Raw genomic sequence first — 14,323 nt, 5'->3', positions numbered from 1 at the left:
AGCAGGAACGTCTTTCACAGACGTTCCTGTCTTTTTTATCCGCTTAAGGGATCGCTGAATTGTATGATTCTGCTTGAAGATAATTTTTAAAGTGATGATGTCTCAATAAACCAAAACTTTGTGTAACTTTGTGGGATTTTAGATGTATAGAAAAATAATTTTTATTTATGACAAATCCAATAGTTAAGCGTATTATGCTGCCTGACGGCCGCGAAATCACGCTGGAAACAGGGAAACTGGCAAAACAGGCCGACGGATCCGTAACCCTTCGCATGGGTGACACGATGATATTGGCAACCGTTTGCGCAGCAAAAGATGCAACCCCGGGAACCGACTTTATGCCTTTACAGGTAGAATACAGGGAGAAGTTTGCCTCCGCCGGACGTTTTCCGGGTGGATTCCTGAAAAGAGAAGGCAGACCCTCCGACTCTGAGATATTGACCAGCAGGCTAATAGACCGAGCCCTCCGTCCTCTCTTCCCCGACGATTACCATGCCGATGTTTTTGTAAATGTGATTCTCTTCTCCTCCAATGGCGAAGATATGCCCGATGCACTGGCCGGCCTCGCCGCCTCTGCCGCACTGGCGGTATCCGATATACCTTTCAACGGACCAATTTCAGAAGTACGTGTAGCCCGTATCGAGGGAAAATATGTGATTAATCCCACTTTCAAGGAACTTACTAAAGCCGATATCGACATTATGGTGGGTGCCACCCTCGACAACATCATGATGGTGGAAGGTGAAATGAATGAAGTGTCGGAAGCCGAAATGCTCGAAGCCATCAAAGTGGCACACGAGGAGATCAAAAAACACTGCCAGGCTCAAATTGAACTGACCGAAGCAGTGTGCAAAACAGTAAAACGCACCTACAACCACGAAGATAACGACGACGAATTGCGTAAACTGGTGTGGGATAAATGCTACGGACGTGCTTATGAGGTGGCAGCATCACAAAATCCGAACAAGCACCAGCGCATGGAAGCATTTGAGACCATCCTGGCCGACTTCATGGAGGCGCTCCCTGAAGATGAGCGCGAAGAAAAAGCACCACTTGCAGGCCGCTATTACCACGAAGTGGAAAAAGAGGCGATGCGTCGTAGCATCCTCGACGAGGGTAAACGACTCGACGGACGCCGGACCACCGAAATACGCCCCATCTGGAGCGAAGTGGACTTTATTCCCGGCCCACACGGATCGGCACTCTTTACCCGCGGTGAAACACAGTCGCTTACAACCGTTACACTGGGAACGAAGCTCGACGAAAAGATGATCGATGATGCGCTCGTACACAGCTCGGACCGTTTCCTGCTCCACTATAATTTTCCACCCTTCTCCACCGGCGAAGCTCGTCCGCAACGCGGTACCGGCCGTCGCGAGATCGGTCACGGCAATCTGGCCCACCGTGCACTCAAACGGATGATCCCACAGGGATATCCCTACGTGGTTCGCGTGGTATCTGACATTCTGGAATCAAACGGTTCTTCCTCCATGGCCACCGTCTGCGCGGGAACACTTGCACTGATGGATGCCGGCGTGAAAATCAAAAAACCGGTCAGCGGCATCGCCATGGGACTGATATCAGAGAACAAGGGACAGAACTATGCCATTCTCTCCGACATTCTCGGAGACGAGGATCATCTTGGAGATATGGACTTCAAGGTATGCGGCACCAAAGACGGAATTACTGCCACACAGATGGACATCAAGGTGGACGGACTCTCTTTCGAGATCCTGGAGAAAGCATTGGCTCAGGCCAAGGCAGGACGCGAGCATATCATGGGCAAAATGATGGAAACACTTTCAGAACCGCGTGCCGATCTGAAACCACATGCACCGCGCATCGAAGTGATTGAGATACCGAAAGACTACATAGGCGCCGTGATTGGCCCGGGTGGAAAGATCATCCAGGGCATTCAGGAAGAGACCGGTGCCGTCATCACCATTGAAGAGATTGACAACAAGGGACGGGTGGAAATATCTGCTACCAACAAAGCTTCCATCGATGCAGCCATGAACAAGATCAAAGGTATTGTGGCCGTACCCGAAGTAGGCGAAGTATACGAAGCTACCGTACGCTCTGTGATGCCCTACGGCGCATTCTGTGAATTTCTACCCGGAAAGGACGGACTGCTCCACATATCCGAAATCGACTGGAAAAGACTCGAAAAAGTGGAAGATGCAGGCATCAAAGAGGGAGACAGGATACAGGTAAAACTGATCGATATTGACCCGCGGACGGGAAAATTCAAACTCTCCCGAAAAGTATTGCTTCCGCGTCCTCCGAAAGAAGATAATCCGCATGGCGAACATCAAGACCGCCCTCGCAGGACAGAAGATTAATATTCTTTCAAACCATATCACTATCCAAAAGCGGACATTTCTGGTCCGCTTTTGTTTTTTATACAAATATAGAATCATTCTAATTACAAATATCTGTAGTTTTCAACTCATTATTTTTGTAATTTTGCAACCTTAAAGACCGTTTTTGCAATAAAACGAAACAACAACCAGCAATATCCGCAAAAACGGGTTATCCGGAATATGAACAAACAATTGCTATTGGGTGCTGAAGCCATTGCACAGGCGGCACTGGATGCGGGCATATCGGGTGTCTATGCCTACCCCGGCACACCTTCGACAGAAATAACCGAATACATACAAAAATCGCCGCAGGCAAGAGACCCCTTTGTTCGTTCGGCATGGGCGACAAATGAAAAAACGGCTTATGAAGCTGCGCTGGGCATGTCGTTTGCCGGCAAGCGAAGCCTGGTATGTATGAAGCATGTGGGACTGAACGTTGCTGCCGATGCATTTATGAACTCTTCCGTCACAGGTATACATGGCGGATTGGTGATCGTGGTAGCCGACGACCCTTCCATGCACTCCTCCCAGAACGAACAGGATAGCCGTGTATATGGCAAATTTGCCCTGATACCGGTGCTGGAACCGGCAAATCAGCAGGAAACTTATCAGATAACGCGGTATGCCTTCGACCTGTCCGAGCAGACAGCACTGCCCGTACTGCTACGTATACCCACCCGGCTCTCTCACTCCAGAGCAGTGGTTACAAAAACGGAAACACGTCCACAAAACAGGCTGGATCCTTCGAAAGAAAAAGGAAAATGGATCCTGCTGCCGGCAAATGCCCGAAGAAACTATCAGCAATTGCTGGAAAAACAGCAGGAGTTGGTTTTATTGTCGGAATCTTCCCCCTATAACAAGGTAAAAGAAGGAATTGGAAACAAAGCTGTAATCGCATTCGGCATTGGTTACAACTACACCATGGAAATAATCAGCAGCTACGAACTGCAAATCCCTCTGTTGAAAATATCGCAATATCCGTTGCCTGAGGAGAAAATAAAAGCATTTTGTAATCAATATGACGATATCCTGATTGTGGAAGAAGGATACCCGGTATATGAGGAACTGCTGAAAGGTTATTTCGGCAACCGGAAGTTCCGGGGACGACTCGACGGGACATTGCCACGTACGGGGGAACTCTCTCCCGCCCTGCTGGCGAAAGCACTCGGTTTACAGACTCCGGAAGTGAAAACGATCCCTGCAATTGTCGTGCCACGGCCACCGATGCTCTGTCAGGGATGCGGTCACCGCGACCTGTTCGATGCTCTCAACATGGCAATGGAATCCTATCCACATAAGCAGGTCTTCGGCGACATAGGTTGCTACACGCTTGGAGCAATGCCTCCCTATAGTGTCATCAGTACCTGCGTAGATATGGGAGCTTCCATCACCATGGCCAAAGGTGCTGCCGATGCGGGCATTCGACCGGCAGTCTGCGTGATTGGCGACTCCACCTTCACCCACTCGGGGATGACGGGACTGCTGGATGCGGTGAACGACCGTTCGCCAGTCACCATCATTATATCCGACAATGATACAACAGCCATGACTGGTGGACAGAATTCAGCCGGCACCGGAAGGTTCTTCGATATCTGTAAAGGGCTGGGCGTGGAGGAAGAGCATATCAGGTTAATTATTCCATTGAAAAAGAATCTGGATGAGAATAGAGCCATCCTCAAAGAAGAACTTGATTACGAAGGCGTCTCGGTGATCATTTCACAACGAGAATGTGTACAGACATTGAAAAAACAAAAAAAACAATGCAAAAAAACATCATTATTGCCGGAGTAGGTGGACAAGGTATTCTCACCATCGCATCCATCATAGATCTGGCAGCCATGAATCTGGGTCTTCACGTGAAGCAGGCAGAAGTACATGGCATGAGTCAACGCGGCGGCGCCGTTGAGTCACACCTACGCATCTCCACTGAAGAAATTTACTCGGATCTGATTCCTCTCGGGAAAGCAGATCTGATCCTCTCTATTGAACCAATGGAGTCGTTACGATACCTTCCTTTCCTATCGCCGGGAGGAGTCATCGTCACATCAACGGAATCCTATGAAAATATCCGGAACTACCCCGACAAAACAGGACTATTGAACCATATACGAGAATCTGCCTCCTGTCTGTTGATAGACGCGGGAGCAATCGCCACGGAGGCCGGGAATGTGAAGACATACAACGTAGCCATGCTGGGTGCCGCAGCACCTTACACCGGTATGGAAGCAACAGAACTGGAAAAAGCAATCGCCACTTATTTTGCCGATAAAGGAGAAAAAATCATTGCGACGAACCTGAACGCCTTTAGACTCGGAAAAGATTATGCACAAAAATAAGATGACCTGGAACTCCGACATTGAATGTGCCGACAGGCAACAACTGTACGAGATACAAAGTGGACGCCTCACTGCGATGATTCACCGAATCTACGACAACGTACCTTTTTATCATAACAAGTTGAAGGAGGCAGGCATAGAACCCGGCGACATCAGAAGTGTGGATCAGCTGAAATATCTGCCCTTTACCACAAAAACCGATCTTCGCGATAACTATCCCTTTGGACTGTTCACCGTACCGCAAAGCGAGATTGTGCGAATCCACGCATCAAGTGGTACCACAGGGAAGCCCACGGTGGTGGGCTATACGCAACAGGATCTGGAGATATGGGCTGAGGTGGTAGCACGCAGCCTCACCATGGCTGGCATACACAGTGGTGATACCATCCAGATTGCCTATGGCTACGGGCCATTTACGGGAGGACTGGGACTGCATTACGGGGCTGAAAAAGTGGGCGCCACCGTGATTCCCATATCGACCGGGAACACCAAAAAGCAACTACAATTTATGACCGACTTTCGGGCAACCATCCTGGCCTGTACGCCATCCTATGCGGCACATCTGGGTGAAAGTATCCGTAAAGAAGGAATCGCTCCGGAAGAGATCAAACTCCGCATTGGTGTTTTTGGTGCGGAACCCTGGACTCACGAGATGCGCAGAGAAATTGAACAGCTGCTGCAGATCAAAGCCTATGACATTTACGGGCTGAGTGAAGTGATAGGACCGGGTGTATCGATGGAATGCGCCTGCCAATGCGGCAACCATGTATTTGAAGATCACTTTATCCCGGAGATCATCCATCCCGAAACATTGGAAGTGTTGCCCGATGGTGAACTGGGTGAGTTGGTCTTCACACCGGTGAGTAAGGTGGCCATGCCTCTTCTGCGTTACCGTACACGCGACCTCACCCGGCTTCACAGGGAGAAATGTGACTGCGGGCGAACTCTGGTACGCATGGAGAAATGCTTGGGGCGTACCGACGACATGCTTATCATTCGTGGTGTAAACGTCTTCCCCTCGCAAATAGAATCGGTACTTATGGAGATGACCGAAACTACGCCTCACTATCAGCTGATTATCAAAAGGGAGAACAATCTCGATACAATGGAGGTACTGGTGGAGATAGATGAAAAAAACTGGTCCGACAGTATCCGCGAACTTGAAGGCATACGACAGCGCATTGACCACAATATTAAATCAACGTTGGGTATCAGTGCAAAAGTTCGCCTGGTGGAACCGCACAGTATCGAACGATCGGAAGGGAAAGCCAAACGGGTGATCGACCACCGACAGTGCTAATTAATGTAATGTACTTCCGTCGCTAAAGACAACATTGTTTCAAAGAGCTGACTGATGATAGCTAAAGACTAAAACTAACATACCAACCGCTGAAAGCTTCATGTTTGCTCCTCAAGAGCTGAAAGCTGAAAGCCGAAACCGAAAATAAAATGCACATCAAACAACTTTCTGTTTTTCTGGAAGACCGTTCAGGGAGACTCACTGAACTGACCCGGATACTGGCTGAAAACGACGTGAATATTACCGCGCTCAGCGTCGCAGAAACGGCCGATTATGGTATTGTACGCATGGTAGTGGGCAGGCCCGAACTGGCAAAAAAAATACTGGAGAAGGCTGGTTTTTCCATAGGACTCACCGACGTAGTCTGTGTGAATATCCCCGACAAACCGGGGTCACTTTATCGCATTCTGGAGATCTTGACTGCAGAAAATATCAACGTGGATTATATGTATGCTTTCTCCAACAACGATGTGGCACTGGCGGTCATTCGTGGCGCAGATATCTCACAAATGAGCGGAGTACTGGAGAAGAACAATCTGCAACTTCTCTCTCAAGTCGATATTTACCAACTGTAAGCCAATTCCTAACCACTGAAGGAAGTAAATTTACTCTTAAAAGCCAACTGCTGACAACTAAAAAAAACTATGCCCCGATTTTCAAATAGTACAACCAATCTCCGTTCATCAGAAATCCGCGATCTGATGAGTCTTGCCACGGCTCCCGATATGATCTCCTTCGCCGGTGGTATGCCGGGCAACGAGTTGTTCCCGCTCATGATCATGGACAAAATTTACAACTCGCTCACAGAAAAAGAGAAGCAGACCGCCATGCAGTACGGTCCGACAACCGGCCTTCCTACTCTTCTTGAGTCATTGTCGGGCTATCTGGAGACAAAGGGACTCCCGATGAAAAATAACCGACTGATCATCACAACCGGCTCACTTCAGGCAATTCATATCCTGGCAAAGGCTTTCATAGACCCGGGAGATCCGGTGCTGGTGGAGACACCCAGCTTTATCGGGGCACTGTCAGCTTTTCGTGCCTGCCAGGCCGAACTGATTACCGTACCGCTGATGAGTGACGGGATGGAAATAGATCAGTTGCAAAAAAGATTGGAAAGCACATCTATCAAACCGAAATTTCTCTACTATGCACCCAACTTTCACAATCCGGCAGGAATCATCTACTCACCGGAAGTAAAACAGGAGATGGTTAAACTACTGAAAAACAAGGAAATACCCATCATTGAGGACGATGTATATAGCGACCTCTATTTTTACGAGGAGGACCTGCCAAAGATGCAGCTGATCAAAACAATGGATCCGGAAGGAATAGATGTTTGCTTTACGGGTTCATTCTCGAAGATACTGGGACCCGGACTGCGTCTCGGATGGATGCTTGTGCCCGAATCGGTCTACCGGAAGTGCGAGTTGATCAAACAATCTATCGACGCCTGCTCGCCCAGCATCTCACAGGTCATTGCGGACAAATTTATCCGTGAGGGACATATTTACACCTATGTCGCCCAGGTCCGGGAGGAGTACAAAAAACGAGGAGTGGCCATGATTGAGACACTGGAAGCCTGCCTGCCGAAGTATGTGACATTTGAAAAGCCCCGCGGAGGATTCTATGCATGGCTACAACTGCCTGAAGGTTGCGATGCAACCGATGTATTGAAAAAAGCGATTGAAAATGGGGTGGTCTTTGTCACCGGAAAGACATTCGATCCCGACGGAATCCGCAACGACCACATGCGGGTGTCTTTCTGCAACACCGACGTGGAAACCATCCGCCGCGGTGTTCCGGTGATTGCGGAAGCAATTCGTGAGGTGTATGGCAGGTAAGACACACACCTCACGAATTTTGCCACTATTAACCCAAGAAGGCGATCAACACGCCAGCAGCTACAGCCGAGCCAATCACGCCTGAAACGTTACTGGACATACAGTACTGCAGGATGTGATTCGATTTATCATATTTCAGCGCCAGCTCGTTGGCTACACGCGATGCCATGGGTACAGCACTCAGGCCGGTAGCGCCCACTAGCGGGTTAATCTTCTTCTTCGCTCCCTTGTTATAAAGCTTCACGGCCAAAATACCTCCACCTATAGAGATTGCGAAAGCAAACAAACCCAATACAAGAATTCCAATGGTCTCCCAACGGAGAAATACAAGGGCTGGCATGGTCGCCCCCACGCACACCCCCAGGAATACCGTGGCGGTATTCATGATCGGGCCGGAAGCGGCATCTGCCAGACGTGCTGTATTGGGGCCTATTTCCTTTAAAAGGTTACCCAGCATCAGCATACCAATGAGAGGAGCGGCAGAAGGTACAAGCACAGAAACGACCAGCGTCAGTACAATAGGGAAAATAATCTTGACTGCCCTCAGATGTTTGATCTCGTTTTTCGGAGGATATTGCTTGTCCATCTTCTTCATGTGAATGGCGAACTCCTCTTTTGTCATCAGCAGCTTTGCCACGGCGGGGATGATTACCGGAACCATCGCCATGTAGGAATAGGCAGCAATGGCAATGGGACCCAGCATGTGTGGCGCCAGCTTGATGGTGGTGTAGATGGCAGTAGGTCCGTCGGCTCCTCCGATAATACCCATGGAGGCCGCCTCAGGCAACGAATAGTCCATCAGTACCGCAAGGATGACCACCGTAAAGATACCAATCTGTGCCGCACCACCAAAGAAGGCTAGTTTCAGGTTTCTCAGCATCGGACCAAAATCGGTCAAAGCCCCCACCCCCATGAAGATGACGGGAGGGAGAATACCTGACTTGATAAGAGAGTAATAGAGAAAATTAATGATGCCATACTTGGATGCTATCTCGGGCAGGTTCATCAGGCTTCCGTCAGGATTCACAACCATGTTACTCTCGACAACCGCCAGCCCTGCACCGGGGAGGTTCGCCAGAAGTACGCCAAACCCAATGGGCACCAGCAACAAGGGCTCATACTGTTTAAAAATACCCATATATAATAGCATCCCGGAGATGACCCACATCAGGACAGTGCCCCAGTCGACAAGACCAAAGCCGGTTACTTCCACTATGTTAGAAAAGAATTCACCCATCATGATTGCATTTTAATAAGTATGTCATCTTCATCTACGGAATCACCGTTGGCGAAACAGATCTCTGTCACCACACCATTTTCTTCGGCAGCGACAGCATTGTATGTTTTCATCGATTCAATGTATCCGACGATATCGTCTTTTTTCACGGTATCCCCCACTTTCAGCGGAGTCTCCGACGAATCTTTGGTAAGAAAAAATTTTCCCTCAAGCGGCGAAATCACCTCTTTCACTTCTCCGCTGGACGACGGAACGGGTACCACAGGCTTTTGCACGGAGGGTGACATGTCTGTCTGTACGGCAGATGCGGAGGCTCCGGCAGTTTGGGTACCGTTACTTTCTCCATCGGGGTATGAAATATTTACCACGTACTCCTCGTTGTCGATGGTCACCACCAGTCTTTTTGGCTGAAAACCGTTTCCATTGACTGCCGCGTCTACCGGAACGGCAGGGGCTGACTGTGCGGCCTTTTCTGCTTTCCGCTTTGCCAGATCTGCCTCGAAAGAGCGTTTGGCATCACCCGATTTGTATGCTCTGTATTGTTCGGGATGCATGGCCAATTCAAACAACTCTTCGTCGTCCTGACCCAAATCCCAGTTCTTCTTTTGCATCTCAGCCCTGAACTCGTCCAGCTGATCGGGATAAAGATCCTGCGGGTTGCCGGTATAAAACTCACGTCCCTGCTGCTTTGCCAACTCCACGATTCCGGTAGAGGGTTCCCCCGGAAGCTTGCCGGACTTGCCCAGGATCATGTCCCAGATATTGTCGGCGATCATAGACCAGCGCTCCTTGCCCTTTTCAAGCTGCAGCACATTCATCAACGCGAGATTCTTCACATACTGGCTGTATGGAGTGACCAGCGGGGGATACCCCACCTTGGGCCACACATAGGTAACCTCGTCAAAAAGCTTGATCAACAGGTCGTCTTGTGTGAGTTCAGGCTGTCCGTTCTTTGCTTTCCACTTGTTGAGGGAAGCAAGGTTGTTCTCGAGATCGGCCATCAGGCTTCCCATCATGCCGCCCGGCAACCCGGGGCCAATGAGCAGCGAGTTCATCACCCTATTTTTGGGATCGATGTAGTAGCCCAGAAAGTCATCCATGAATTTCTGCGTCAACGAACGCACCTTCATGTATGCCTGCATATTAATTTCCGGCACGTTGAAACCGGCATCCTTCAGCATCGACTGCACCGCCAGCACATCGGCATGACCTGTACCCCACGAGAGGGGTTCCATGCCCACATCGATGTACTCCGCCCCTGCGCGGGCAGCTTCCAGAATAGATGCCATCTGGAAGCCGGGGCCTGCATGGCCGTGATATTGCACCGGGATCTGTGGGTGGCGTTCCCGGATGTTTTTGATGATCATGCCAATGCTTGCCGGGCGACCTACGCCTGCCATATCTTTCACACAGATTTCGTCGGCGCCCATTTCAATTAGCGTATCGGCCAGCGAGGTATAATATTCGACCGTATGCACGGGCGAAACGGTGAGACTCAGGGCCGCCTGGGAGATCATCCCCGCTTCCCTGGCAAACCGGATGGAGTTCTCCAGGTTGCGCGGATCGTTCAGCCCGTCGAACGACCGGGCAATATCGGTACCTTGCTTCTTTTTTACCTGGAACATCAGCCGGCGTACATCGGCAGGTACCGGTGTCATCCGAATCCCGTTTAGCCCACGCTCCAGCATATGTGTCTGAATACCGGCCTCATGGAAAGGCTTGGTCCACTTACGGACAGCCGTATTGGGATTTTCGCCGAACAACAGGTTGATCTGTTCAAACCCGCCACCATTGGTCTCCACACGCGCAAAGCATCCCATTTCTATGATTGCGGGAGCTACTTCTGTAAGCTGTTCCACCGTAGGTACGTACTTTCCCGATGACTGCCACATGTCTCTGTATAAGAGACTGAATTTTATCTCTTTTGCCATATATAATGTTTTAATTTATTTCTTCTGAACCGAGTCCACCTTCCCGCGACCATGTGTAATCATATCGACGGCAGCCACGATGGCAGCCATTTTTTTTGAATGAATTTGCCTCTCAGGTTTATTGGCGTCTCCATGATTTTTCTCATCCGGTATAAATCTGTTGGTGAAATTGATTACCAGATTTCCAAGTCCCACCACCAGCCAAAGTACAATAATCACCATGATCATACCAATGGCCAAGAGGCCTAATGCCTCATTTAAATTTTCCATATGTATTTGTTATAATTTACTATCGCACAAGGATAACCCGATAACCCGACTGAGCTAGAATGAACGGAATTAACACAAGAATGCAATTTTTAGAGGTCAAAAATACAAAAATTATTCGGTTTTATGCACGAAAACTAACGAAATGCGCAATTTAAGATTATTTAAGTCACTTTTTTGAGCACTGCAGTGACGGGATTTCCCATTTTTAATACTCATCTCTGGAATGATTTATTTTGAATAATTTCATCAGTTCAACAATCACGATGGGAAGCAGCGACAAACCGACCACGTAAAGCCAGTGCGTACTGTCCATCTCCACCACTCCAAAAACAAACATAACTCCGGGAATAAGCAAAACAAGTAACAATAACAGTGTGGAGAGAAAGATAGCTCCCAGCAGTGGTTTATTGCTCCACAGGCTGGTTTGGAAAGATGAAATCTTGTTGGAATGCAAATTACGTACATGTAACAACTGGGAGAAACCCAGTACGGCAAAAGCCATGGTTTGTCCAAGTGGCCGACCGCCGTCTACATATCCCATAATGTAGGCTGCCAGTGAAATCAGCCCGATAGTTGTTCCCTGGTAGAAGATTCTCCAAATCATTCCTTTTGTAAAAAAACCCTTCCTGGGATTCCTCGGCTTGCGGGTCATAATATCTTTTTCCGCCGGATCCATGCTCAACGCCAATGCCGGCAGACTATCGGTCACCAGATTGATCCATAAAATAAGAATGGGTGAGAGCGGGTTGCCGATATTAAAGATAGAGGCAATAAAGATCAGAAGTATCTCTCCCACATTTGCAGACAGCAGAAACTGTATGGCTTTCAGAATATTATCGTAGATACGACGTCCCTCTTCCACAGTGCCTACGATGGTGGCAAAATTGTCATCAGTAAGGATTACATCTGAAGCACCTTTAGCTACTTCCGTTCCCACAATGCCCATAGATACGCCGATGTCGGCCTGCTTGAGTGCCGGCGCGTCATTCACACCATCGCCGGTCATGGCCACAATATCGCCCTGCGACTGCCATGCCTGTACAATACGTACTTTATGTTCGGGAGCCACCCTGGCATAGACCGAATAATCCTGTACCGTGCGGTTGAGCATATCCTGCGATGTTTCCTCAAGGTCGGAACCGGTGATACCCTTATCTCCATCCCTATAAATACCAATCTCCGAGGCGATGGCTATAGCCGTAATCTTATGGTCTCCGGTAATCATCACGGGCCGTATACCGGCCGTGCGGCATTTTCTGACCGCCTCCACTACCTCGGGCCGGGCCGGATCAATCATTCCAAGTAATCCCACAAAAACAAGTTCTTTTTCAACCGTGTCCACAGTCACCTCTGGGGGAACGGAATCCATATCCTTATAAGCCACACCCAACACCCTTAGGGCCGATTTTGCCATCCGGAGATTCTCTTTATGAATGATTTCACGGTCTTCATCGGTAATAGGACGAATTGTTCCATGTATGAGTATTTGCGAAGTGACATCCAGTATTTCATCGAGTCCTCCCTTCACATGGATGCGAAAACATCCTTCTCCCATCCTGTTGATGGTGGACATTCGTTTTCTTTCAGAATCGAAAGGCACCTCCTCCACCCGGGGAAACTGCTGCTCCAGTATGAGTTTGTTTTTCTTCATTCCGAGTGCCACGTCCACAATTGCTGTCTCGGTAGGATCTCCGGATGTTTCGTGTTTGCCGTCTGCCAGTATCTTAAGATGGGCATCAGTACACAAAAGTGCCGTCTGTAAAAGGAGATTCACATTGCTGTCAAGCTCTCCGGCAGGAGGATCATTACGAAAATCGATCCGGTTGCCTCCGCTCCATCCTTCCACCACAGTCATCCTGTTTTGCGTGAGTGTGCCGGTTTTGTCGGAACAGATCACCGTGGTGCTTCCCAGCGTCTCCACCGACGGCAGGGTACGCACGATGGCATTCAATTTCACCAGGCGTTGCACACCAATAGCCAGCACAATCGTTGATACAATCTGCAGTCCTTCGGGGATAGCTGCCACGGCAAGACTTACCGCCATCATCAACACCTCCAGCCAGTCGTTTCCATACAACAATCCCACGAGGAAAATAAAAGCACAGATACCCAGCGCCACATACCCCAACACCTTACCCAACTGTTCAAGCCGCTTGCCCATGGGTGTCTCCGTTGCCTGCGTATTTTGTAGCATATGGGCAATCTTGCCCACCTCAGTACGCATACCGGTAGCAATAACCACACCTTTGCCCCGCCCATAAGTGACCATGCTGGTAGAAAAAGCCATGTTATTACGATCTCCCAACGGAATTTCCATATCTTCAAGTGTCCCGCTGTTCTTCTCTACCGGTACCGATTCACCCGTAAGGGCGGATTCCTGTATTTTCAGGTTTGCAGTTTCAATCAACCGCAGATCAGCTGGAATGATATCACCTGTGTCAAGTACCACAATATCGCCCGGGACAATATCAGTGGAAATCACCTCCTCCACCTGTCCTCCACGCAACACCTTCGAGTGGGGTGAACTCATCTTGTTAAGCGCTTCAAGCGACGACTGCGCCTTCAGTTCCTGTATGGTACCGATGATCGCATTCACAACCAGAATAGCCAGTATTACGAAGGTTTCCACCAGCCCCTCCCCTTCCATCACACCAATCACCGCCGAGATAATGGCTGCCACCAGCAGGATAAGCACCATGCTGCTTTTAAATTGTTCAAAAAAAATGATGTATGGTGATTTTAGTTTTGTCGATTCAAGCCGGTTAGGTCCGTACTCTGCAAGACGCTCTTCTGCTGTCTCCATGGAGAGTCCCGAATGAAGATCGGCACCCGCCTGCTGTAAAATATCTTCGATGGATTGGCTGTAATGCCGGGCTGGTTGTTGGTTCATCTCTTTCCCGCTATTTGATTATTTTTGTGCCACTTGTCAGCCTGGCACCGCTTACATACGTTTTTTATTCTGTAGGTAAACATTTGAGGACCCGGGAATGTTTCCTGAATTAACACCTTTCAACATCCATGCATCAATATATGTTGTATAAC

10 protein-coding genes are annotated in these 14,323 nt (G+C 49.0%); 6 read left to right on the top strand and 4 right to left on the bottom strand.

All coding sequences use genetic code 11. The features are described 5' to 3' along the window. The first annotated feature begins 167 nt into the window (after positions 1-167). From pnp to AC1HCU_RS01620, 6 genes are all read left to right on the top strand, one after another. On the top strand, positions 168-2,342 hold the full coding sequence (gene pnp, locus AC1HCU_RS01645; RefSeq protein ID WP_480368250.1) for a polyribonucleotide nucleotidyltransferase: 2,175 nt from the start codon (positions 168-170) through the stop codon (positions 2,340-2,342). A gap of 201 nt (positions 2,343-2,543) precedes the next feature. After that, positions 2,544-4,154: a thiamine pyrophosphate-dependent enzyme gene (locus AC1HCU_RS01640; protein WP_480368247.1), complete on the top strand. Its 1,611-nt coding sequence runs from the start codon at positions 2,544-2,546 to the stop codon at positions 4,152-4,154. Further along, on the top strand, positions 4,124-4,699 hold the full coding sequence (locus tag AC1HCU_RS01635) for an indolepyruvate oxidoreductase subunit beta (RefSeq protein ID WP_480368244.1): 576 nt from the start codon (positions 4,124-4,126) through the stop codon (positions 4,697-4,699). The genes AC1HCU_RS01640 and AC1HCU_RS01635 overlap by 31 nt, the downstream gene beginning before the upstream one ends. A 1-nt stretch (position 4,700) precedes the next feature. Next, positions 4,701-5,999 (top strand): phenylacetate--CoA ligase family protein, encoded by a 1,299-nt coding sequence (locus tag AC1HCU_RS01630; protein WP_294069974.1) that lies wholly within the window; start codon positions 4,701-4,703, stop codon positions 5,997-5,999. 149 nt (positions 6,000-6,148) lie between these two features. Continuing rightward, positions 6,149-6,574 (top strand): ACT domain-containing protein, encoded by a 426-nt coding sequence (locus AC1HCU_RS01625; protein WP_294069948.1) that lies wholly within the window; start codon positions 6,149-6,151, stop codon positions 6,572-6,574. 69 nt (positions 6,575-6,643) lie between these two features. Beyond that, complete coding sequence (locus AC1HCU_RS01620) at positions 6,644-7,843, top strand: aminotransferase-like domain-containing protein (protein WP_294069945.1); 1,200 nt, start codon at positions 6,644-6,646, stop codon at positions 7,841-7,843. 28 nt (positions 7,844-7,871) lie between these two features. Here the strand turns inward: AC1HCU_RS01620 and AC1HCU_RS01615 are convergent, their stop codons facing one another. The 4 genes from AC1HCU_RS01615 to AC1HCU_RS01600 form a co-directional block, all read right to left on the bottom strand. Beyond that, complete coding sequence (locus AC1HCU_RS01615) at positions 7,872-9,080, bottom strand: sodium ion-translocating decarboxylase subunit beta (protein ID WP_480370999.1); 1,209 nt, start codon at positions 9,078-9,080, stop codon at positions 7,872-7,874. Continuing rightward, on the bottom strand, positions 9,080-11,011 hold the full coding sequence (locus tag AC1HCU_RS01610) for a biotin/lipoyl-containing protein (RefSeq protein ID WP_480368241.1): 1,932 nt from the start codon (positions 11,009-11,011) through the stop codon (positions 9,080-9,082). Before AC1HCU_RS01610 ends, AC1HCU_RS01615 begins: the two co-directional genes overlap by 1 nt. A 15-nt stretch (positions 11,012-11,026) precedes the next feature. Next, the gene (locus tag AC1HCU_RS01605) at positions 11,027-11,281 is read right to left on the bottom strand and encodes an OadG family transporter subunit (protein ID WP_321722028.1); all 255 of its coding nucleotides are present in this window, start codon (positions 11,279-11,281) and stop codon (positions 11,027-11,029) included. Positions 11,282-11,486: 205 nt separating this feature from the next. Further along, entirely contained in the window at positions 11,487-14,171 is a 2,685-nt protein-coding gene (locus AC1HCU_RS01600; protein ID WP_480368237.1) for a calcium-translocating P-type ATPase, PMCA-type, read from the bottom strand. Positions 14,172-14,323: the final 152 nt, after the last annotated feature.

It is taken from the genome of Proteiniphilum sp. LBM24028 (genome assembly GCF_056629195.1).
The sequence above is the reverse complement of the archived record's forward strand: the minus strand, read 5'-3'. Positions and strand labels throughout refer to the sequence as shown.